Source organism: Clostridium hydrogenum (assembly GCF_021432385.1).
GTDB lineage: Bacteria > Bacillota > Clostridia > Clostridiales > Clostridiaceae > Clostridium_S > Clostridium_S hydrogenum.
Genome location: NZ_JAEACT010000002.1, coordinates 1,935,452 through 1,958,834, shown reverse-complemented (window position 1 = coordinate 1,958,834; position 23,383 = coordinate 1,935,452). Strand labels below are relative to the sequence as shown.

The window sequence follows — 23,383 nt, the reverse complement described above, 5'->3', positions numbered from 1 at the left end:
TTTAGAAATTGAGTGATTTTATATGAATATCAAAAAAATATTTAACAATAACAAATGGGCAATTTTTCTAATGGCATTTCTAATCGGAGGTGCCATTGGAATAATAATACCACTAACTTCTACTTATATGTTACAAAGGAATGTAAGTGATTTAACCATAGGAGTAATTGAATCTGTATATTTCTTTGCTATTGCCGTGGGAACTGTATTTATAAATAAAAAAATGTTTAATATGGATTTAAAAAAGTTTATTTTTATAGGCTTAACTTTAAGCTCTATAGGAACTTTAATATTTCCATTAGTAAGCAATCCATATTATTGGTTTTTCACCATGTGTTTGATTGGATTTTGTATTAGTTTCCATTTGGTTGGCACGCAGACGGCACTTCATATACTATCTGACGAAGCTATAAGAGGTGTCGTAAGTGGAATATACACATTATTATTTGCAGCTGGATATGCCGTTGGAACAATAAGTGGGCCGATAATTTATGAAAAAAGTATAGTAGGCTCCTTTATTGTTGGAGCAGCATTTTTAATAGGAGCAGCGTTTATTGTATTAAGTAAAATAAATATAAAACTTATGGTAAACCACAAAGGTATAAATGAAAAATCGAATAAGGGTATAACTGTATCTTTGCAGGGAGCCTTTTCATATGGCTTTATTGAAAATACTATAGCAGCTTTATATCCTGTATTTTTAATAAAAAGTAACTTTTCGGTGTCACAGATGGGTACAGCACTAGCTATGTTTGTCATAGGTGGAATTGTTGGAACTATACCAATAACATATCTTGGAGACAAAATAGGAAGAGAAAAGAGCTTAGTTATTTGTTCAATAATTTCTATATGTTCCTTAGTTTGCATTACAAAGTTTAATGCTTTTGAATACAAACTCTTATTTTCCTTAATCTGTGGTATTGGAGTTGGTGCTATTTATCCAGTATGCATGGCCTTAGGCGTTGAAGATTTAAAAAAAGAAGATATTTCAAGGCAAGCCTCTAGATTTACTTTTTTTTATAGTTTTGGATCAGCAGCAGGACCTGTATTATCTTCTTATATAATGAACAGATTTTCAAATAAATATATATTTTCTATTAGTATATTGTTTTTAATAGCTTTACTTATAAGATTAATAGGGATAAACCGCTTGAAACTTCAAAATTAATTTGTATCAAAATGCCGGTTTCTTGGCATTATGATGCAAATTGATTTTGGTAGTTGAAATGGTTTATCTATATTAAAAAATTTAAAGGTATAAACTAAGGAGGGAAAAAAATGAAGAAGTCACTTAAAAATTATAAAAATAAGGTGAAATTGTCCTACATAAAGGGGAACACTTTAAAAAATACTTATTATGAAAAGAAAAATATAGGAAATTTATTAATTGAAGCTGCCAGTAGTAATAAGGAGCAGGGGATTGTATTTATAGATGAAACCTACAAAGAAAAATATCTATCCTATAAAGAAATTTTTGAGAAAGCTGTATTGGCTTTAGGGGTACTCCAAAAAAAGAATATTCAAAAAGGTGATTATGTTTTACTTATGGTACAAGATAATCTTGAATTTGTAATTAACTTTTGGGCGTGTGTACTTGGTGGTTTTGTAGTTGTACCACTTTCTCATCCAACAGAATTTAAAGCTGGCAATTCTTCTTTAGAAAAACTAATGAGCATTTGGGAAACACTAGATAAGCCAATATTAATAGTGGATGAGGGAAAGAAAAGAGACTATGAAGAGTTTACAAAATCTGATAAAAAAGCTTTAGAGGTAATTGGCACACAAGAGCTTATAAATTCTTCTTCAAAAGGAAAACTAGAACTTAGGGAGGTTACTTCTCCAGCTTTTATTCAATTTAGTTCTGGTAGTACAAACGCTCCAAAGGGAATTGTACTATCACATGAAAATATACTTATAAATATTGAATCAATGATAAATAGATTGAAAATAAACTCAGAAGATACAATTGTGAACTGGATGCCTTTTAGTCATGATATGGGACTTATAGGTTTTCATATTCTTCAAATTGCAGCTGTTTCAAAAATTATACAGTTAAGTACTATAAGCTTTATAAAAAATCCAACTATTTGGTTAGATTTAATTACAAAGTACAAAGGTACTGTAACTTGTTGCCCTAATTTTGGTTATAAATTGCTTTTGCCAAGATTAACTGAAGAAAAACTTAAAAACTGGGATTTAAAATCTATAAGGGTAATTATAAATGGAGCGGAGCCAATTTCGGAAAATTTAGTAAAACTTTTTTTACAAAAATTAGAGGTATGCGGATTAAATAGTAACACTATGAATTTAGCTTATGGTATGGCAGAGGCAACTTTAGCTATAACAATATCAGAAACCAATTCAAAATCCGTATTTTACCATATGGATAGAGATAAGGCGGCAAAGGATTCTAAGGTGGAACTTGTTAAAGAAGAAGGTAATTCTTTAGTAGTAGCTGATCTTGGCAAGATACTAGATGGTATGGAGCTTAGAATTGTAGATAATGAAAATAATATTCTAGAAGAAAAACATATTGGTCAGATTCAAATAAAAGGGAAAAATGTAACTAGAGGTTATTTAAAAAATGAGAGTTTAAATAAAGAATTGTTTGTTGATGGATGGCTTAAAACAGGTGACATGGGCTTTATTTCAAATGGCAAGCTTGCAATTACAGGGAGATTCAAGGACATTATATTTATAAATGGACAAAATTTTTATTCTCATGATATAGAAGAGAGAATAGAGGGTATTAAGGGTATTGAGCCTAGTAAAATTGCAGTATGTGGTTATCATAATGAAATTGAAAATAAAGAAAGAGTTGTTTTATTTTCTAATTTAGAAGTTAAAAATGAAGTTTATGCTGAAATAATAAGCTTTGTAAGCACAAATTTTGGATTTAACTTAGATGATATAGTTATGGTTAAAGCAATACCTAAAACAAATAGTGGGAAAATTCAGAGATTTTCATTACTTAAAGATTTTATGGCAGGTAAATTTAAAGAAACAACCTATAAAGCTAGTAAGTTTTTAGAGGCTGATGTTGAAATTCAAAATGAGAATTCTAATTACATAAAAAATGAAATCGAAAATTCACCTGATTCATATATAGATATCATAAGAGCTATATGGTCTAAGGTATTAGAAGTTCCAGAAGAAATAATTACAGAGCAAAGAAGCTTTCTTTCTTTTGGAGGAAATTCTATTAAGGCAATTCAGCTATTAAGCTATTTAGAAGAAAGCTTAAATATTGAACTTAGTCATGATATATTAATTAAATGTCATACGGTTAGTGAAATGAATGAGTATCTATTAAATAAATTTAACGTTAACAAATCAGAAAAAAAACATATAGCTAATAGGGATAGTATGAAGGATGAGGATATTGCAGTTATATCTATGTCAGCATATTTACCAGGAGCAGAAAATATAGATGAATTTTGGAATAATATAAAAAATGGAAAGAGCAGTATCGCAAAGGTACCAGAAAGTAGATTTGATATTGACAGCTATTATAGTTCAAATGCAGCAGAAGGGAAAACTTATAGTGATAAGGGAGCCTTCATAGATAACCCATATTCATTTGATTGCGGTTTTTTTAATATTAGTGAAGAAGAAGCAAGCATAATGGATCCGCAGCAGAGACTTATATTAGAACTTGTGTTTAAGGTACTTGAAAGTGCAGGTTATTCTAAAGAAGCAGTTGATGGAAAAAATATTGGTATGTTTGTTGGAGCTGGAACAAGTAACTATTTGGAATATCACCTTAATAATTTAAAAATGAATAAAATCAAAGAGTTTAGCAGCTTTAATACTTTAACTAAAGAGCAAAAGGACAGTTTTTTAGAAGAGTGGAAGAGTGAATTTGGAATGCTTAAAAATCACCCTAATGTATTAGTAGACAACATAAACAACATGATTGCTGCTAGAGTATCACATGAATACAATTTTAAGGGCCCAAGTTTAACTATAGACACAGCTTGCTCTTCAGCTTTAGTTACAATCCATATGGCATGTGAAGCCATGAGAAATGGAGAGTGCGATATGGCATTAGCTGGAGGGGTAAATTTACTTTTAACGCCAATACCATACATTTATTTTAGTAATGCAGGTGCATTGTCAAAAAGCGGAGAATCAAGAGTTTTTGATGCTTTGGCAGATGGTTTTGTACCAGGGGAAGGTGCAGGAATAGTATTATTAAAACCCTTAAAAAAGGCTGTTAGTGATAAGGATGAAATTCTTGCTGTAATAAAGGCTAGTGCAGTAAATAATGATGGACGTTCAATTGGAGTTATGGCGCCTAATCCAGATGGACAAAGAGAAGTTATACAAAACTTATATGAAAAAAGTAGTATTGATCCTAGAGAGGTGCAATATGTTGAGGCACATGGTACGGGGACAAAGATAGGAGATCCAAGTGAAGTTAGGGCGCTTTCAGAAGCGTATAGCAGTTGGAAGCCTGAAAGCAAATCTATTGCTATAGGTTCAGTTAAGGCAAATATTGGTCATTTATTAAATGCAGCAGGTATAGCAAGCTTTATCAAGGTAGTTTTAGCTTTAAAAAATAAGGAATTGCCGCCAAGCATAAATGTAACTGAACCAAATCCATTAATTAAATTTGAAAAGACACCTTTCTATTTACTTGAAGAAGCAGAGCCATGGAAGGTAGAAAAGAACCAAAAGAGAAAGGCCGCCATTAATTCCTTCGGTTTTGGTGGAACTAACTGTCATATGGTTTTAGAGGAAGCTCCAATAGAAAAAGAGCTAAAAGAACAAGAAAGCAGAATTGCTTGTGCAAAAAATGTATTATGCTTAGGAGCACAAGATGAAGAAGCTTTCAATAATAAGGTTATTAACTTGAAAAATTTTTTAAAGGTTAATAAGGAAATTAAGCTTGGAGATATTTGTCTTACAGAAAATACTAAGGTTTCTGATTTTAAGCTTAAAGGAACTGTAATAGCAGAAAATACTGCTGATTTAATAGATAAATTGGATAAGCTAAAAGCAGGAAAAGAAATTAGAAGGTCAAATAAGATAGCCTTCATGTTTACAGGACAGGGTTCACAATATATAAATATGGCAAAAGAAATTTATGAAGCAATACCTGAATTTAAAGCTTGCTTAGATAAGTGTTCAGAAGCTTTTTATCCATATATTAAGGTTAAAGTAACAGATTTAATATATGGCGAAAATTGTGATGATAATGTTTTGAAAAAAACTAGTATTACTCAACCTGTGGTATTTTCTATAGATTATTCTTTAGGAAGATTGCTTATAGAATATGGAATAAAACCAGAATGCCTTCTTGGCCATAGCATTGGAGAATGGGCAGCAGCAGCTATTGCAGAGGTTGTGACCCTTGAAGAAGCAGCAAGGCTAGTTTCATTAAGAGGAAAGCTCATGGGAGAGATAGCTGTAGAAGGTTCTATGGCAGCGGTGTTTATTAATAAGGATACATTAGTAGAAATAATAGATGAATGTAAGTTGGAAAATTTGTGGATTGCTGCTTTTAACGGAAGTCATCAAGTTGTATCTGGAAGTTCAAAAAGTATAGACGAATTTGCTAGTATACTTGAAAAAAAAGGCGTGGTATGTAAAAAGCTTAGAGTGTCACAGGCTTTCCATACACCTCTAATGAAGCCAATGCTTGCTGCCTTTGAGAGTGAATTAAAAAAGGTACAATTTAAAACTCCAAAAATAAAAATTGTATCAAATATAACAGGAAACTTTATTGATAAGCCTATAACAGCAGAATACTGGTTAGAACACGTACTTAGTTCAGTTAAATTTGAGCAAAGTATAAGTTTTATAAATAATCAGGGAATAAATACTTTTGTTGAATGTGGTCCAGATAAAATTTTGACGGGTATGGCTTCAGCAGTTTTGTCAGCTGGAAATTCAAATGTTATAAAGCTTTTAGATAGAAAGAAAGATTGCTTGGAAACATTTTTTACTGGAATAGGAACTTTACACTGCGCAACAGGTAGATTTGATTGGAAAAAGTTATATGAAAATTATGGCTACAAAAAAATTAAGCTGCCACTATATCCTTTTAATAAAAAAGTATTTTCTCCACAATTTTCAAGAAGTAACAATGCATTGCCGCCTAAGGAATGGTTCCATAAATTTGTATGGGAAGAAGAAAATAAAATTGTAGAGAAAGAGCTTAAATCTGGAGCGGTAATAATTTTTGAAGACGAAAAGGGAGTTGGCAGAAAACTTGGAAATATGTTTGATGTTCAAATGAATCCAGTTTATTTTGTTAAAGCAGGTAGTGAATTTAATTATGATGATAATGATAATTTTACAATAAATAAAAAAGATGAAAGTGATTATAAGAGAATTTTTAATGAAATCCCATATGAGGTGACTTCAATAATATACCTTTGGACCTTGGATAATACTAAGTTAGATGAAGAGTTATATGAGACTTTCTACAGCTTGTTACTTATAGGACAAACAGTTGAAAAAATAGGACATAGCAGTATAGATTTAGTTTTGGTTACAGATGGGGCACAAAAAGTAAATAATAAGGACACTATAACTTCACCGTATTTAAATTTATCAGCCAAAATAGTAGAGGCAATGGATGAGGATATGAAAACAATAAACTCCAAGGTGATAGATGTAAAGGTTGAAGAATATGGAAGTAAAGCAGAGCTTGCAAATACCATATTTAATGAACTAACTATAGCAGCTAATGAGGAACATATAGTGGCTATAAGAAATAATAAAGGTTTTCAACGTAAATTAGAAGCTATAACTGAAAGAGAAGATAATATAGAAATTAATGATGGAGATACCTTTGTTATAACTGGAGGAACTGGTCCACTTGGTGGAGAAATAGCTTGCGCTTTAAGTGAGAAAGCTAAAATAAAGCTTGCATTACTTGGAAGAACTAATTTGCCAGCTCCAGAAGAAATTAAAGGAAACATAAATCCTTTATTAAGGGATAAGCTCAATTTAATTGAGAAGCTCAGAAAACTTGGAGCAGAGGTAGAGTATTTTGCAGTAGATGTAACAGATTACGAGAAAATGAAAATTTGCATCCAAAAAATAAAAGATAAATTTGGTGAAATAAAGGGTGTGATTCATGCAGCTGGAGTTGTAGATTATACAGAGCTTAATTTTAGCAATAAAACTTTTGAAGGTATAGAAAAAGTATTATTGCCAAAGGTAAAGGGAACAATTGTTATAGATAAAGTTACTGAGTCAGAACCATTAAAGTTTTTTGCCATGTTTTCATCTGTTTCAGCAAGTAAAAAAAGTCTTTCAAAGGGTTTGGGCGACTATGCCGCAGCCAATGCTTTTTTAAATAGTTATAGCATTTATAGACAACAAAATAATGCAAAAGGCAGAACCGTCTCCATAAATTATTCGCTTTGGAAAGATAAAGGAATGGTCAATAGCTTTGGAAAGGCTGCGGAATATGCTGCAAAAATTCAAGGACTGCTTCCACTTGAAACGGAAAAAGCTGTAGGTGCATTTTTTAAAGCTTTAGCATTTAAAGAATGTAATAATGTCCATGTTATAAACTTTCATAAGGAAGAGAAAGAAAATAATAAGGAAGAAAAATTAGAAATTAAAATTGAAAAAGAACCTCAAATATTAACTCACGCTGAAATTAAGGAAAATAAAGCTTCAATATACAAGGTAATAGCAGAGGTACTTAAAATTGAAGAGGAGCAGCTTGAGTTAGATACTAATTTTATGGATTTAGGGCTTGATTCAATAGGTGCTGTAAAAATAATGACAAATTTAAGTTCTACGCTTAACAAAGAATTATATCCTACCTTAATATTTGAATACCAAACACCTAGGGCTCTTGCAAATTATATCGAGGAAGAATATTTTACTGCTAACGAAGCAAGAGAAATTGAGTCTGATAAATATGAAAAAAAGGAAGTTTTAGAAAAAAATAAGGAAAATGATGATATAGCTATTATAGGTATGTCACTTAGAATACCAGGTGCGGATAATTTAGAAGAGTATTGGGATATTTTGAATAAAGGAGAAATAGTAGTAAAGGAGATCCCAGAGGATAGATGGTCAAAGGAAGAAGAATACAGTTCTGAAATGGGAATATCGCATAAAACCTATACGAAATATGGTGGTTTCATAAATAATCTTTATGGTTTTGATCCTTTGTTCTTTGGAATATCGCCTAAAGAAGCAGAGGTAATGGATCCACAGCAAAGAATATTTTTAGAGGTTGCCTTTGAAGCACTTCAAGGTGCAGGATACATTGGCAAATATAAAACAAATAAGATTGGAGTTTTTGTTGGTTGCGAGCAAAACGGGTACATGGAACATTTTTTAAATTATCGTAGTTACAAGGTTATTGAAGAAAAATTTGAAAATAGTGATTGGTTTAATAGTATAGATGTTCAGTACAAAGAAAAAATTAAAAATACGTTGCTTCAGGTGTTAAAGCCAAAGGAACTAATATCAGATTCAGTTGCAGGAAATGGATTAAATGAGGTGGCTTCACGTGTAAGTCATTGCTTAAATCTTGTTGGACCAAGCCTTTCCATTAACACAGCATGTTCATCTTCGTTAGTGGCGCTTCATTTAGCTTGTGAAAATTTAAGATCAAATCCAGATCAAATGGCAATTGTTGGTGGAGTAAATCTAAATACAAATTCTATTCCATTTATCTCCATGAGCAGGTTAAATGCTATTTCAAAAACTGGAAGCTGCAGACCCTTTGATAAGGCAGCAGATGGTATGATTTTATCTGAAGGCGTAGGGGCAATAGTAATAAAGCCATTGTCCAAGGCAGTAGAAGATAATGATAACATATATGCAGTTATAAAAGGTTCTGCCATAAGCAACGATGGACATTCACAAGGAATAACTGCGCCAAATCCAAATGGGCAAGCAATTGCAATAGAACAAGCATACAGAAATGCGGGAATTAATCCAGAAACTGTATCTTATATTGAGGCTCATGGGACAGGAACCCCTTTGGGAGATCCTATTGAAATTCAAGGTATGACAAAGGCTTTTAGAGCATTCACAGATAAAAATAGTTTTTGTAATATAAGTTCTGTAAAAGCTTCAATAGGACATATGCTGTCAGCTTCAGGATTGGTAAGTTTAATTAAAGTAGTACTTGCTATGAAGCACAACACAATTCCAAAGGTTGCTAATTTTGAAAACCCAAATGATAATATAAATTTTAAAACTACACCATTTGTTGTAGCAAAGGAGAATGTAAGTTGGACAGCTAAAGAAGGAGAAGTATTAAGAGCTGGTGTAAATGCTTTTGGATTTGGAGGAACTAATGCACACATAGTGCTTGAAGAGGCACCTTCTAGAAGTGTAAAAAAATGTGATGATAAAGAATTGACAAGTGTTTTACAAATAACCGGAGGCAGTGAAGCTGCTGTAAAGAAAATATCAAAGAATTTAATAAATTATATAAATAACAATCCCAATATAGCAATGGAAGATATATGCTCTACAATGAATGAAAATCAAAAACAACTTTCTTATAGGATGGCCATAATAGCTGCTTCAAGGGAAGAATTTATAAAAAAACTAGAGGCCGCTTTAAATGGTGAGCTTGCACCTGGAATGTATAAATATAAAGCTAACCCTAAAAAGGAAGCAATATGCCACTTGCTTTATGATGGAAATTTAAAAATGAGTAAGAAGGACATAGAAAGCTTACAAAATAGATATAAAGCTTTTGATGAAGCATATTCTAAATGCATTGAAGAATATGAAAATATAAGAGCTATGACAAAAATAGGAAAGGAAAGTTATGAAAAATTGCAAGCCTTTTTCTTAGAATATTCCTTTGGCGTGCTAATAAAAAATTTGGAAATTAAAATTGAGACTATAGTAGTAAGGGGCCTCGGTATATTAAGTGGTGCTGTATTAACAGGTAAGATTAGTATCAATCAAGCAATAAATATAATTCTAGAAGAAAATATTTGCACCGATTGGAATAATAAGGCTAAGCTTGCATGTCCGCTTGTAACAGAACAGGGAATATTAAATTGTCCAGATGGAGAAGAAGTTTTATATGTTTTAGATTTAACCTTTGAAAATGGTTTATATAATAATTTAAGTGAAATTGTAAAGGAAAAACAAATTGTATTGTATTTTGGAGATGATAGCAATTTGAAAGAAGAACTTGTAGCTTTGAATTTAAAAAGTGAATTAGTAAATGAAAATTCAAAAGCTTCCGCAGAAGAAAATTTACTTTTAAATTTGGGAAAATTGTATGTTCTTAATGTAGGTTACAATCCTAAAAATATATATCAAGGGTGCACTACAAGCAAGGTGGTTTTACCAACTTACCCTTTTGAAAATAAAGAGTATAAAATAACTTTTAAAAAGGATACATTTACAAATTTTAATATAAAGAAGATAGAAGATATTGTAACTTTAAGTCCTAAGGACAAACAAGAATCAGCTTATAAATTAAGTCGTGATTTGAAATTAGATTAAGAGTCAGGAGCGTGAGAATATTGAATAAGATAAATATAAACACATTAGCACAGGCACTAGTAAAACACCACAATGAAAATACTGAAAATGGCATTTGTATTATTAATGCAAGAGATAAAGAAAAATTTATTCCTTATAAATCATTATATGAAAAAGCCTTAAAGGTTTTATATAACCTTCAGAGCTTAGGGATTGATGAAGGAACAGAATTAATATTACAAATTGGTGATGATAAAAATGAGTATTTTATATATACTTTTTGGGCATGCATACTTGGAAAAATAATACCAGTTCCTGTTTCCGTGGGATTCAGAGAAAACTTAACAAAAATATTAAGAGTATTTAAAACCCTCAAAAATCCTAGAGTAATAATTGATGATAAGTGTTATGCTGCCTTAAATGAATTGGAAAAAGATAAGGAAGAAGAACTACTATTTTGCAGCCTAAAGGATAGAATTGTGCCTTTAGAAAAATTAGTAGAGGATAATGGATATGGAATAATAAAAAAATCTAATGAAAATGACATAGCATATATACAATTTTCCTCTGGAGCTACAGGAGACTGTAAGGGAGTTGTTTTGACAAATAAAAATTTAATTACAAATATAGGCGATATTATTGCAAATTCAAATAGCACAAAGGAGGATTCAACCCTAAGCTGGATGCCGCTTACGCATGATATGGGTATGATTGGCTTTCACCTATATCCTCTTGTATATGGTATAAATCAATTTATTATGAAAAATTCATTATTTATAAGAGGTCCCATCTTATGGATGGAAAAAATTAATGAGCATAGGGCTACTATTGCAGCTTCATCGAATTTTGGACTTAGATACTTTTTGGATAATATTAAAAGAAAAGAAATTGATGAGTGGGATTTAAGTTGTATAAGAAAAATATATAATGGGGCGGAGCCTATATCCATAGAAATAATTAATGAATTTATTACTAAATTAAAAAAATACGGTTTATCAGAAAAAGCCATGTATCCTGTATATGGTATGGCAGAAGCAAGTCTTGCAGTAGCTTTTCCAGATCCAAATAAAAAATTCGAGACTATTACTGTTAGAAAAGATAAGCTTGGAATTGGTGATAAGGTAATCGAGTTTAATGAAAAATGTGAGAACAAAACAGAATTTATAGAGCTAGTAAAGGAAGGAAATAATTTAAATAATTGCAGTATTAGAATAACAGGAAAAAATAATGAAATTTATGGAGAAGATATTGTTGGATATGTTCATATAAAAGGTGACAATGTAACAAAACAATACTATAATAATTATAATCTTACTAAAAAGAATATAAATGAGGAAGGATGGCTTAATACTACTGATTTAGGATTTGTAAAAGATAATAAATTGGTTTTAATAGGTAGATCACAGGACTTGATAAACATAAATGGTACAAGCTATTATGCACACAATATTGAAAAGGAATGTGAAATTCTAGATAATATAGATACTGGAAGAATAGCTGTATGTAGTCATAATAACAGTTTAATCATATTTATTCTTTTTAAAAGAAAAATAGAGGATTTTATTAAATATATAGAAGACATAAAGAGCTTTATAAAAGGTAAATATGCTGTTGATATTAAACATGTTATACCTGTAAAATATATTCCTAAAACTACCAGTGGAAAAATCCAAAGATACAAACTAAGCGAAATGTATTATGATGGTGAGTTTAGCGATGTAATTAATGAAATAGCTAATCTAATATAAATAAAGGCTATGTTTTAAATAAGTGTGAAAATCAACACTTATTTAAAACATAGCATAAATATAGATATACCAGTTCAACTATTAAAATTAATGTGAACTACAATGCCTAGGAGACGGCATTTTGGTACAAATTAATTTTAAGTTTCACAATGGTATATCTTTAAAAAGAGGGAAATTGATTAATGGAAGTATATGCTATTAATATTGATAATAAATTAAGTGAAGTATTGAAAGAAAAGTTTTTATCATACATTAGCCTTGAAAAAAAAGATAAAATAAACAGGTTTAGAAATGAGAAGGACATGCTAAGAGGCTTAATTTCTGATGTTTTAATTAGAGGTATTATTTGCAGCAAATTGCAAATGAAAAATTATGAAATAATATATGAGTATAATAAGTACGGCAAGCCTACAATAAAAAACAACCCTAATTTTCATTTCAATATATCACATTCAGGTAAATGGGTAGCGGCTGCTATAGATGACGAGATAGTAGGAATTGATATAGAAGAAATACACGAAATGGAATATTTGGATATATCCAAAAGATTTTTTGATCAAAATGAATATAGGTGGTTATTAAGTAAAAATGACAGCGAAAGGGCTGAAGGCTTTTTTAGACTATGGACTGCAAAGGAAAGCTATGTAAAACTGCAAGGAAAAGGCTTGTCGATACCTTTAAATTCATTTCCTTTAGTTATTGATTCGCAGGATAATACTTGCATGAGGCATTTTAATAATGAGAATTTAAAAGTATATTTTAAAACGCATAAAATCGATGAAAATTATGTATTAACTACCTGCTCAAAAAAGGAAAGTTACGATTTAAATACAAATATTATGAGTTATGATAAGATTTTGGAGCTTATTAGTATGGTGTAAGTTTAGGGGTTAAGCAGAGTACAAAGTATAAAGTACAGAGTACAAAGAAGGATGATTTACCTTTCCTTGCGTCAGGTAAATTTTAAACTTATATGTTGTCAGCTTCGCTGAACAACATTGATACTACGATTGCGTAAGTAATCAAAAAATAAGTTTTAAGATTTTCTGTAGCAAAGCCGAAGAAAATCATCCTTCACTGTACTCCGTCATCCGTAATTTGAATAAAGGTTCGTATTTTTTAAAATTTGTTTATAAAATAAATTCGTGCGACAGCCAAATATTCCAATGTATATTGTGCCGCGGTATAGTTTGCCGTGGCTTTATTGTGTAACGAAGGAAACCACTTGTTAAGCAAGTAGAAAAAAAGGCTTATGCCGTTAAGTGGAAAAAAACTCCCATGTTTTTATATATGCAGGTATAGCCAACCGCAAATATAAAAACATAAGTAGATGTCTAATTAAAGACATAAATAGTTTATCCCTAATTGTGAAAAAATGAATACTTTAAAAATTTAAAAGAAAATTCAATAGTTGAAGCTTTTTATAAACTGGTCGATGAAGTTTATGAAATGTTGACGCAGTGCGTCAAGAATTTAAAGCCTAGATTATTAAAAGAATGGCAATAATACATAGTGAGATTAGTTTACATAGAAACTATATATGTAGTATAATGCTTAAAAGATAGCATTTCGCTAAGAATCAATTTTGAAATTCAAGTATTTTATATTTAAAGGAGCAGAAAAATAAATTGGCAAATCATAGATTAAAAAAAAGTATATTAGAAGTTGTAGATAATCAAATTAGGGATAATAATCCTAAGTGCACAAATGAAACTTTGCAAAAGCTGATAAGCATGGGATATACAGAAGAAAAAGCAAAAGAAATGATAGCTTCAGTTTTAATAGAAGAACTCTATTATATTATGAAAGGTAAAGAAAGTTTTAATGAGATAAGATATAGTTATAAATTATCCAAATTATTAGATTGTGGTTTGGAAGAAGAAAATTTTGATGGTGAAGCTAATTCAATGCCTGTAAGAAATGAAAACAAGGTAGGTAGAAATGACCCTTGCCCATGTGGGAGTGGGAAGAAATATAAAAATTGCTGTGGGGGAAATAAATAATAACTATTAAACACTAAAACTTTGGTTATAATTATAGATATACCGTTTTAACTACCAAAATTAATTTGCAAGTTCCAAGGGGTTTATATCCATGAGAAAAAGAGGTGATAAAATGATTAAAGGTATTTATATTGATAATTTTAAGGCATTAAATGATTTTAACATAGATTTAAAGCCACTTACAGTATTGATTGGTGGAAATGGTAGTGGAAAAAGTACAATTCTTCAGGCAATAGACTTGTTATGCAATATAGTAAAGATGGACATAGATAGTTATATACAATCTAGAGGTTGGGAACCTTCAGATTTAAAGTCACAGCTAAGTAGCAGTAGTAAGAGGCAAATTACGTTTAGAACAACATTTGAGTTTGACATTGATGGCAATGAAGAATTAATATGGGAAATTACTTTTAATAGTAATAAGACTGAAAATAAGTTGTTTTTTACAGGTGAGAAAGTTTATAATAAAACAAATAAAACTACGTTATTACGATATTATTCTAGAAATATAGAAAGATTTAATAGGTTAGATGGAAAAAATGAAACTTTACCTAATATAGATTTAACAGCTTCTTTTATGAAAAACATTGATGAAGAAAAAGATAAAGATAAGTATCCGGAACTTTGTAAAATAAAAAGTTTTTTAATTCAATCAGATTCATTTGAATTATTATCTACTGAAAAAATAAGAAATAGAAGCAGCAGAGGGAAGACTAATGATATTGGACTTGGTGGAGAGAAGTTAGCATCATTTATTCATGGATTAAGTAATGCTCAAAAATCAGAATTAAATAATAGGCTTAAAAAATATGTTCCTTTTGTAGAAAACGTAGATACTGTTGTTAAGGGTAAGGCAAAGTGGCTTCAAATGAGCATATATGAGAAATACAATTCTAATAAAATAGAGATAAAATCAGTTTATCAAAGTGATGGCATTTTGAGGATGATAGCAATTGCGGCTATTGCAGAAATTAGTAAAGTATTAGGAGTTGTACTTTTAGATGAAATAGAAGACGGAATAAATCCTTATTTAGCAAGCAGTTTGGTTAATGACTTAAAAGAAATATGCCAAAATTATAATAGGCAAATTGTTGTAACTACACATAGTACTGTTATACTTGATTATTTTGAAGCAGATAGTATTGTATTCATATGGAGGGATGAATCTGGAAAAGCTTATAGTAAACCTCTATTTTTAAATAAAGAAATGAAAGAAAAGCTTGAATACATGTATCCAGGAGAGGTATGGCTCAATATGAGTGAAACAGAAATTGTTGAAACTCTTAAAAATGAGGAGGATAAAACTAATGATTGAGGTTTTACTCTGTGGAGAAGGACCAACTGATTATGGTACTCCTAAGTTACCAGGTGAGCCATGGCTAGAAGGTGCTGTGCAGCCGATTATAAGGAAAATGGCAGTTGTCAATTTTGAAAATGTTAGAAAAGATAGCTTGAAAGATAGAAGATTGCAAAGAAGTATAAAAGATTCTAAGGTAAAAGGGCACGGCATAAAATCATTTGTTTTGAGCAATATAGCAAGAGAAAAATCTATTAAGTATGTTATTTGTTATGTTGATGCAGATAGAGAACATTCTACAAGTAAAAGTGAGAATGATGCCCAAAAGAGATTCTTAGAAATATATAATCAAATTATGGAAGGATTTAATGCTTTTAATAGTAAAAGTAAGTCATACGAGGTGATTGGAATACCAATGGTGCCAATTAGGATGATAGAATCATGGCTATTAGGAGATGAAAGTGCTTATGAAAAATGTTTTGGTAAAAAGCCATCCAATCCTAAATTGCCTAAAAAACCAGAATTTTTATGGGGCAAGGAAGATGATCCTAATAGTGATTTTCCTAAGTGTTATTTAGATAGAGTGCTTAAACAGTATAATGAAGTAAGTTCAAGAAAAGTTTTTAATGAAATTGCAGAGAATATAGATATAGAAAATTTGAGGAATACTTGTTACATTAGCTTTTTTAAGTTTTGTGAGGATTTTAAAAATATTAAACATGATGTTTAAAATAGACTGGGCTTTGCTCAGTCTATTTTAGATGTTATACTGTATATGTTGAGAAACTTAAATGCTTCTCTTTTTGTACCAAGCAATGAGGAAAATAAACGTGAAACTTACAATTAATAGGCAAATTGATTATGTGAATAAGACTTACGAAAGAGCTGATACAGATATAAATGAGAAGCTAGTAACAGTACCCGATTATAATAAAAATCCAGAGCTTTCTGTTATATTAATTTAAATACTGTACAAGTGTATTAATAGCGAAATAAAGCAACTAGACAATGAATTTAGATATTTTTCCTAGAAGTGGTTGAAAAAATTTTCAAAATTAGTTTTGATATAATCTATAGGCACATGTAGAAGGCATTAAGTGGTATATATAGCAGAATAATTATAAAGGTGATTTGGCAAGAGTACCATATAATCCATTGACAGTTGATACTTGCAAAAGTTTTTAGAAAATTATAGTTAATATGATAGGAACTACAGAAGAGGATAGAAGTTATGATGAACTTAAAACTATAAGTATTATATTTCATAAAAGATGTGGACATGTTCTACAGGCATATTATAATGAAAGTTCTATTTCAGATAAGTATTATGTACGGGTAAGCATAATGAAGCTTCTAACAAAACAGATGAGTTAATGAAAGAGGTTTGTAGGTTACAATCCTCTTTTGGTATCACAGCTTATGCAATTATAAAATTTAAATCTATGTTTAAGCATTATTATAAAGCTTTTTCCTAAAAGCAGGGTGAACATCAAAAGTACTCCTTTGAATATCAATGTCTCGTTCATCAACAGAAGTTATATACTTAATGCTATATTGTCCAATTCTCCTTATTTTCCTAAAAAATCCTGCAATGTATAGCAATTCAACAGTTTCACTAGTAGTTAAATAATGCTTAGACACTTTGTTATAAACCTTTGAGCCATCATCTAATGTTTTATAATGCTTATCTATATCATTAAAAGAAAATTTCCAATTATAAAGTATGTGTAGTCCAGAAAATGATAATATAAATTTATCAATGTTTTCATATGTTTTAGAATACTCGCCAGCTAGGTCAATTACTTTCCAATTAGAATACTCTTTTTCAGCACTATATATAATATCAGGGGTAATAGGTAGATTATTTGATGGATTTTTTTCTAAAATTAATCTTGCAAATTGCAATAATTCTCTTGGTCTAGAGAAAGTTCTTTCAATCATGTAAGCTAAAGTATGTCTTTCTTTATTTCTTATTTTTCCACTAGAGGTGTATTTTAATTTTATAACAAAAAGCTTGCTAATTTGCTTGTCAATTTCATAGCTGCTACCTGGCAATGTTTCACCATAATAATTTGCTATTCTATAGGCTAATATTTTTCTAAGCAAATAATTTTGGTCATCTTTCCATTTTATCCGTAGCAATTCATCTTTACTATCAAAAATATCACTTCCTCTAGCAATGATATCAAAAATATCATCTCTTAAAAAAGTAATAACTTTAAGATTAGAGTAATCTCTTTTAAGCTGTCTCATTGATAACATTAGCCCCCTTAGCCAACTGTTCATTTGAGTACTATTTTTCCACGGTTCATCTAGGTTATCAATTAATACATAGTAGTTATTATTGTTAATTTCATTTCTAATTTCTTGGTAAATTTCTTCTTCGTCAACAGAAAATATTGTAAATGTTAATATGGAAGTGCATAAAAGTTCCAACATGAAAATGTAGGAATTTAAGCGCTTTTTATGTGCTATTTTTTTAAGTTATAATTTTATAAAATCTCTAATAAAGAAGGTGCAATTATAGTTGATAAAAGATGTACATAACAAATTAAAAAAATATACAAGAGAGTTCACTTATTCTCTTTTTAGTAGTAGCTATGCCGATAGAAGTAGCTAGGTGAGTTTTACCCACCAAACTATTCCTAATTAAAATTATATTGCTAGTACTCTCTAAAAACTGCTTTTTATTTATTCTAGGTTGAAAATCAAAGTCAAAATCCTTCATTTCCGTTAAGTGTGGAAAACCAGCTACCTTTACTAGATGAAGTTATTGTTTTATGTTAAGAAAATATATTTTTAAAGGTCGTAGAGTAAAATCTGTGGCTTTTGCTTTAAAAATTTAAAAGAAAATCTAGTAGTTGAAGTTTTTCATAAACTGTTTGGTTAAGTTTATGAATGTTGACGCAGTGCGTCAAGAATTTAACGTCTATATTATTAAAAAAATGGCAATAATACATAGTAAGATTAGTTTACATAGAAACTATATATGTAGTATAATATATCCTATATGTAGAGGTGATTATATAAATGAAAACAATAGAAGTAGTAGCAGCTATTATAAAACATGGTAATGAAATATTTACAACGTGTCGTGGTTATGGCGAATTTGAAAATATGTGGGAATTCCCTGGCGGTAAAATAGAGCCTGGAGAAACAAGGGAAGAAGCACTTATTCGTGAAATTAAAGAAGAATTAGAATTGGATATATCCGTCTCTAAATATGTAACTACGGTTGAGTATGATTATCCAAATTTTCATCTTACAATGCATTGTTTTCTATGCGAAGTATGTGGTGGGAAGATGCACTTAAATGCCCATAATGCAACTAAATGGATATCATTAGATGAAGTAGACAAGCTTAAATGGGTACCAGCAGATATATTAGTAGTTGAAAAACTTAAGGAATTGTAAAATAAAAATGATATTTCTTAATCTAAAATGCTAAGCATATATGATAATAAGAAATATCATTTTTATTGGTACTAAAGGGTTACTGTACCGAAACTTAAGTTATACATGTTTCAAAATACCATGTTCTGGGCATTATGAGACATGTATAACTTAATAGTTGAGTCGGTAACCCTTTATAAAATTTTATGAAGTAATATAACTAAAAATATCTTCTCTTACAGGAGTATATAACTGATATTCGATTTCTACAGCTGTTTTGCTAGTGTTTTCCATAGTAATTGAATGTGGCAATCCTGTAGCCTTAATTTTTCCTAGATAGTAAAATTCTTTTGATATTTTATCATCTTTATTTTTTCTAACAAATAAACTCATTTCAACACCATCTTTTTCAGCACTATATGCTTGTACAATATCAGCTGATTTTTCTGTCCTACCTGATTTGGATATTGCAATTAATTTTGATGGAGATTCGAATCTATCTTTATAATTTATAGTATCACTTATATCTTCAGATTTAGTATAGTTAATAAAAACAGGATAAGTCTTAGTTTTTTTGTCAAACTTGTAACCTCCAATATTAAGAGCTACTTCGCCTTTTTCCCATTCTAATAATCTGCAGACATCCTCATAAGTGTATTTTTGATATAATTGCAAGTTTGTGTCCATATAGCGGTTGCTATAAAACTTGTTATATCTGTATATGCCAAATTCAATTAATTCAACAACAATGTCTTTAAATTCTTTGTTTTTTAAGTTTTCCTCAAAAACTTGTGAAATTTTATAATCCACTGCATCCTTTTGTAAGAATATACAGTCCTCATAGGTTTTTTTACTAGATCCACTGGCAAATTCATTTGTTAACACGTTAACTATAGAGGTTTCTGTACTGTTTTTAAACTTTATATCATATTTTTCTTTTAAAACTTGCTTTAACTTAAATATTAAATCAAATTTATAATTTATTGCACATTTAAGCATTTCTAATTCATGAATCCGCTTTCCAGGGGCAAGTTTTTTAGAAATAAATTCTACAAAAGATTCTTGAACATCAGTAAGCTTTACATCATATTCTTTTTCATATTTCTTTAAAAATTTATGATATGAGCCTAAACTATTATTATCAAAAATTCTTGTAGGATCAATGGAGTCATGTATATCAAAGTCTATTAATTTAGGAATTCTACCAAGTTTATGCTTTAAATTAATATAACTATCTTTTATAAGTTTGATATCGTTAAAGTTTGCGCTATCAATAGATTCAAAAATTCGCTTCTTTGAAATTTCGTCAAAATTAATTGTAGAGCAGCCAGGAATTACTCTATTTCCTTCTAAAACATATTTTCTTATGGCATCTTTATTATAGGTTTTATCACCAGAGAGAGCTATTGGAATTAAAAAATTACTATTATAATTTCCAACAAAATCAATGATAACAACATATTCTTTATTATCATGTTTCCTAAGACCACGGCCTAATTGTTGTACAAAAATTATAGCTGATTTAGTAGGCCTTAGCATTACAACTTGATTAACGGCGGGGATATCTACACCTTCATTAAAAATATCAACTGTAAAAATATAATCTAAGCAATTAGTATTTTCATCTTGTTCAAGACGCTCAATGGCATCTTCACGTTCATCCTGAGTATTTTCTCCAGTTAATGCTAAAGTTCTTAATCCATGCTTATTAAATTTAAAGGATAACTCTATAGCCTCTTTTTTATCACTGCAAAATACTAGCCCCTTTACTTTATCGCCTGAGTAGCCATAAAAGTTAATTTTATCAATAATGTGTTTGACACGCTCATCACTGACTAAATATCTAAAATCAGTAGTTTCATTTAAGTCGTTTCCATCTATAGATATATCTGTAATTCCAAAATAGTGGAATGGACAAAGTAAGTCTTCTTCTAGGGCTTGTTGAAGGCGAATTTCGTAAGCTATATTATAATCAAATATTTTAAAAATATTAAAGTCATCAGATCTTTCTGGTGTAGCTGTCATACCTAATAAAAACTTTGGTTCAAAATAGTCAATAATTTTTTGATAGCTAATTGCACCAGCTTTATGAACTTCATCTATAATAATATAGTCAAATTCATTTTTAGGAAAACTTGATAGTACTTCATCTTTCGATAATGTCTGCACTGTTGAAAATAAGAATGTTTTATTTACCTCTTTTGAATTACCAGAAAGTATTCCCATGGTTTTAGTGTCACCAAATACATTTCTATAGCTATCTAGGGCTTGTTTAGCAATCTGCTCTCTATGTACAATAAAAAGTGCTCTTTTGGGAGTAAAGTTTCTAACAGCAAAAGCTGATAAATAAGTTTTACCAGTACCAGTGGCCGAAATTAATAAGGCTTTTTTTATACCTTTTTGTATTAGGTTATCTAAAGCTTGAATTGCAGATATCTGCATTTTATTTGGTCTTAGTTTATATTGAGAGATTCTTGGGACAATACTTTCTCGGATAGCTTTTCTTTGTTTTGAATATATTTCTTCATAAGTTTCAATCCAATCAACGGTTAAACTATCGGCTTCAATCCACATAGCTTCAAATTCATTCAATACAGTTTCTGTTAAACTTCCTTCTTCTAAGGAGGATACTTCTATATTCCACTCTTTATTCTTAGTTAAGGCAGATTGAGTTAAATTAGAACTACCAACTATAAGTTTATAATGATCACTATGTTTAAAAATATATCCTTTAGTATGAAAATTATCCTTGCAATACATTCTTACGTCTATATTAGGAAATTGTAAAAGCTTTTTTAGTGCTTTTGGCTCACTAAAGGTTAGATAGTTTGTTGTTAGAATTTTGCCTTGAATTCCTTTTTGAGATAGATATTTTAAAGTTTCTAAAAGAGGCGTTAGTCCACTGCTTGTAATGAAAGCTACAGATATCATGAATTCATTGCATTTGGTAAGTTCCGTCACAATATCACTTAAAACTTTTTCACCTTTACTATAGTCATTTATAATAAGTTTAGGTCTTAGTGCTAAGTTGGAATCTACTAAATTATTTATTAACCCAGTTTCACTTGCCTTTAAAATATCAGTTGAAATTGTTGTATCTATTGATTTAGGATTTATATAAGTATTTATATTGTTTAAATTATCTGTTTTTATTAAGTTATTCATATATAACCTTCCTTGCAAAAAATGGGGTTTATGTATATATTATAACATGCCTTTGTTTTATTTGTAGCTTTAATAAAAAATATGAAGATTAATATTAAAATTTCTAAATACATAACTACAATTGATTATGATTATCCAAATTTTCATCTTACAATGTACTACTTCTTATGTGAAGTATGCGGAGGAGAGCTGAAGTTAAATGCTCATAATGCAACCAAATGGATATCATTGGATGAAGTGGACAAGCTTAATTGGGTGCCGGCAGATGTATTGGTTATTGAAAAACTTAAAAAGATATAACGCTGAAGGTGATATTTATAGATTTTAAAATATCACTTTTTCTTTTTGGATAATAATAAAAATGATATAATATCAATAAATGATATGAAAAGGGTGATTATTTTATGCTGTATCACGCATCGGGAGAGATTGTTGAATTCCCTGAGGTAAGAAAAAGTAAATATACAAAAGATTTTTCATGGGGGTTTTACTGTACGAATAATTTTGAGCAAGCAAAAAAATGGGCTAAAAGAAATAGACGACATGCCATAGTTAATTATTATACGTACACAGAAAATAATGAACTCAAAATATTAAAATTTGACGATATGACGGATGAATGGTTAGACTTTATTGCAGCTTGTAGAAACGGCTTAGTACATGACTATGATATTGTAGAAGGACCGATGGCAGATGATACCGTTTGGAATTATGTAAATGACTTTTTATACGGAGACATTACAAGAAATATTTTTTGGGAACTGGCAAAGTTTAAATATCCTACACACCAAATAAGTTTTCATACGTTAAAAGCTTTAGATTGTCTTAAATTTGAAAGGAGTGAAATTATAAATGAATGACACTCAAAAAGATGATTTGTTTTATGTTTGCTCACTCATAGAATTCATAGGAAGAAAGACGAAGAACAGGAGAGCGGATGTTGTTAAAACCCTTGGAAAGAAAGAGCTTGAGAGACAGCTTGAACTTGCAAGTGTTAATCATTGCCTATCATTTGAACAAGTATCAGATGAAATAATAGAGTATTTTAACATTAAAGAGGGAGACTTTGATTCAGTAGGATTATGCAAATATAATATACCAAGCTTTCAAGCAATAGGCAAAGATTATCAAAGATTAATAATAGATGTAAGTTCGGAAAAAGATAATATAGTAGATGTTTTATATTCGGTATTTCAATCATTTATAAGTGATGAAATTTCAGATTTCAATTCATCAGTATATTATAGTAATCCTCAATACTTAAAGTACTCTTATTTAGAAGGAAAGTTACTGGCATAGGATCTGAATTAATTTACAAAAACGGGATATAATTAAAACCA

At 29.9% G+C, this 23,383-nt stretch carries 15 protein-coding genes and 1 pseudogene; 13 read left to right on the top strand and 3 right to left on the bottom strand.

The features are described 5' to 3' along the window. Positions 1 to 22 precede the first annotated feature (22 nt). The 9 genes from CUEA01_RS08890 (at position 23) to CUEA01_RS08850 (ending at position 16,859) form a co-directional block, all read left to right on the top strand. Positions 23 to 1,168 carry an MFS transporter gene (locus CUEA01_RS08890; protein WP_234121290.1) on the top strand — a complete coding sequence of 382 codons (1,146 nt, stop codon included), beginning with the start codon at positions 23 to 25 and terminating at the stop codon, positions 1,166 to 1,168. 110 nt (positions 1,169 to 1,278) lie between these two features. Continuing rightward, the gene (locus tag CUEA01_RS08885; protein ID WP_234121289.1) at positions 1,279 to 10,458 is read left to right on the top strand and encodes a type I polyketide synthase; all 9,180 of its coding nucleotides are present in this window, start codon (positions 1,279 to 1,281) and stop codon (positions 10,456 to 10,458) included. 20 nt (positions 10,459 to 10,478) lie between these two features. Further along, on the top strand, positions 10,479 to 12,185 hold the full coding sequence (locus CUEA01_RS08880) for an AMP-binding protein (RefSeq protein WP_234121288.1): 1,707 nt from the start codon (positions 10,479 to 10,481) through the stop codon (positions 12,183 to 12,185). A 182-nt stretch (positions 12,186 to 12,367) separates the two neighbouring features. Then, complete coding sequence (locus CUEA01_RS08875) at positions 12,368 to 13,066, top strand: 4'-phosphopantetheinyl transferase family protein (RefSeq protein WP_234121287.1); 699 nt, start codon at positions 12,368 to 12,370, stop codon at positions 13,064 to 13,066. A 747-nt stretch (positions 13,067 to 13,813) separates the two neighbouring features. Next, entirely contained in the window at positions 13,814 to 14,188 is a 375-nt protein-coding gene (locus CUEA01_RS25280; RefSeq protein WP_407929235.1) for an SEC-C metal-binding domain-containing protein, read from the top strand. Between the two features lie 91 nt (positions 14,189 to 14,279). Continuing rightward, a complete protein-coding gene (locus CUEA01_RS08865) occupies positions 14,280 to 15,503 on the top strand; it encodes an AAA family ATPase (RefSeq protein WP_234121286.1) in 1,224 nt (407 codons plus the stop codon). Continuing rightward, positions 15,496 to 16,215: a DUF4276 family protein gene (locus CUEA01_RS08860; RefSeq protein WP_234121285.1), complete on the top strand. Its 720-nt coding sequence runs from the start codon at positions 15,496 to 15,498 to the stop codon at positions 16,213 to 16,215. The genes CUEA01_RS08865 and CUEA01_RS08860 overlap by 8 nt, the downstream gene beginning before the upstream one ends. A gap of 85 nt (positions 16,216 to 16,300) precedes the next feature. Then, a complete protein-coding gene (locus tag CUEA01_RS08855; RefSeq protein WP_234121284.1) occupies positions 16,301 to 16,450 on the top strand; it encodes a hypothetical protein in 150 nt (49 codons plus the stop codon). A 235-nt stretch (positions 16,451 to 16,685) separates the two neighbouring features. Beyond that, positions 16,686 to 16,859 carry a hypothetical protein gene (locus CUEA01_RS08850; protein ID WP_234121283.1) on the top strand — a complete coding sequence of 58 codons (174 nt, stop codon included), beginning with the start codon at positions 16,686 to 16,688 and terminating at the stop codon, positions 16,857 to 16,859. Between the two features lie 72 nt (positions 16,860 to 16,931). On the opposite strand, the gene CUEA01_RS08845 is transcribed toward CUEA01_RS08850, so the two are convergent. Together CUEA01_RS08845 and CUEA01_RS08840 are read right to left on the bottom strand one after the other, a co-directional pair. Continuing rightward, on the bottom strand, positions 16,932 to 17,924 hold the full coding sequence (locus CUEA01_RS08845; RefSeq protein ID WP_234121282.1) for a P-loop ATPase, Sll1717 family: 993 nt from the start codon (positions 17,922 to 17,924) through the stop codon (positions 16,932 to 16,934). A 112-nt stretch (positions 17,925 to 18,036) separates the two neighbouring features. Further along, positions 18,037 to 18,240, bottom strand: a pseudogene (locus CUEA01_RS08840) (ATP-binding protein); the annotation flags it as partial. A 275-nt stretch (positions 18,241 to 18,515) separates the two neighbouring features. On the opposite strand from CUEA01_RS08840, the gene CUEA01_RS08835 reads away from it, so the two are divergent. Next, the gene (locus CUEA01_RS08835) at positions 18,516 to 18,899 is read left to right on the top strand and encodes a (deoxy)nucleoside triphosphate pyrophosphohydrolase (RefSeq protein WP_234121281.1); all 384 of its coding nucleotides are present in this window, start codon (positions 18,516 to 18,518) and stop codon (positions 18,897 to 18,899) included. Positions 18,900 to 19,082: 183 nt separating this feature from the next. Here the strand turns inward: CUEA01_RS08835 and CUEA01_RS08830 are convergent, their stop codons facing one another. Next, positions 19,083 to 22,043 (bottom strand): DUF3427 domain-containing protein, encoded by a 2,961-nt coding sequence (locus CUEA01_RS08830; protein ID WP_234121280.1) that lies wholly within the window; start codon positions 22,041 to 22,043, stop codon positions 19,083 to 19,085. Positions 22,044 to 22,124: 81 nt separating this feature from the next. Here CUEA01_RS08830 and CUEA01_RS08825 point away from each other — a divergent pair, with 81 nt between their 5' ends. The 3 genes from CUEA01_RS08825 to CUEA01_RS08815 all read left to right on the top strand — a co-directional run bounded on the left by CUEA01_RS08825 (position 22,125) and on the right by CUEA01_RS08815 (position 23,342). Continuing rightward, complete coding sequence (locus tag CUEA01_RS08825; protein WP_234121279.1) at positions 22,125 to 22,343, top strand: NUDIX hydrolase; 219 nt, start codon at positions 22,125 to 22,127, stop codon at positions 22,341 to 22,343. A gap of 104 nt (positions 22,344 to 22,447) precedes the next feature. Beyond that, positions 22,448 to 22,903, top strand: coding sequence for a DUF3990 domain-containing protein (locus CUEA01_RS08820; protein ID WP_234121278.1), 456 nt, complete (start codon positions 22,448 to 22,450; stop codon positions 22,901 to 22,903). After that, positions 22,896 to 23,342, top strand: coding sequence for a hypothetical protein (locus CUEA01_RS08815; protein WP_234121277.1), 447 nt, complete (start codon positions 22,896 to 22,898; stop codon positions 23,340 to 23,342). Before CUEA01_RS08820 ends, CUEA01_RS08815 begins: the two co-directional genes overlap by 8 nt. Positions 23,343 to 23,383 lie beyond the last annotated feature (41 nt).

What these genes read in the sequence shown, in the direction of transcription:
- CUEA01_RS08890 (WP_234121290.1), top strand. Translation starts at nt 23, where the DNA reads ATGAATATCAAAAAAATATTTAACAATAACAAATGGGCAATTTTTCTA.
- CUEA01_RS08885 (WP_234121289.1), top strand. Translation starts at nt 1,279, where the DNA reads ATGAAGAAGTCACTTAAAAATTATAAAAATAAGGTGAAATTGTCCTAC.
- CUEA01_RS08875 (WP_234121287.1), top strand. Translation starts at nt 12,368, where the DNA reads ATGGAAGTATATGCTATTAATATTGATAATAAATTAAGTGAAGTATTG.
- CUEA01_RS08865 (WP_234121286.1), top strand. Translation starts at nt 14,280, where the DNA reads ATGAGAAAAAGAGGTGATAAAATGATTAAAGGTATTTATATTGATAAT.
- CUEA01_RS08860 (WP_234121285.1), top strand. Translation starts at nt 15,496, where the DNA reads ATGATTGAGGTTTTACTCTGTGGAGAAGGACCAACTGATTATGGTACT.
- CUEA01_RS08855 (WP_234121284.1), top strand. Translation starts at nt 16,301, where the DNA reads ATGAGGAAAATAAACGTGAAACTTACAATTAATAGGCAAATTGATTAT.
- CUEA01_RS08850 (WP_234121283.1), top strand. Translation starts at nt 16,686, where the DNA reads ATGATAGGAACTACAGAAGAGGATAGAAGTTATGATGAACTTAAAACT.
- CUEA01_RS08845 (WP_234121282.1), bottom strand. Translation starts at nt 17,924, where the DNA reads ATGTTGGAACTTTTATGCACTTCCATATTAACATTTACAATATTTTCT.
- CUEA01_RS08835 (WP_234121281.1), top strand. Translation starts at nt 18,516, where the DNA reads ATGAAAACAATAGAAGTAGTAGCAGCTATTATAAAACATGGTAATGAA.
- CUEA01_RS08830 (WP_234121280.1), bottom strand. Translation starts at nt 22,043, where the DNA reads ATGAATAACTTAATAAAAACAGATAATTTAAACAATATAAATACTTAT.
- CUEA01_RS08825 (WP_234121279.1), top strand. Translation starts at nt 22,125, where the DNA reads ATGAAGATTAATATTAAAATTTCTAAATACATAACTACAATTGATTAT.
- CUEA01_RS08820 (WP_234121278.1), top strand. Translation starts at nt 22,448, where the DNA reads ATGCTGTATCACGCATCGGGAGAGATTGTTGAATTCCCTGAGGTAAGA.
- CUEA01_RS08815 (WP_234121277.1), top strand. Translation starts at nt 22,896, where the DNA reads ATGAATGACACTCAAAAAGATGATTTGTTTTATGTTTGCTCACTCATA.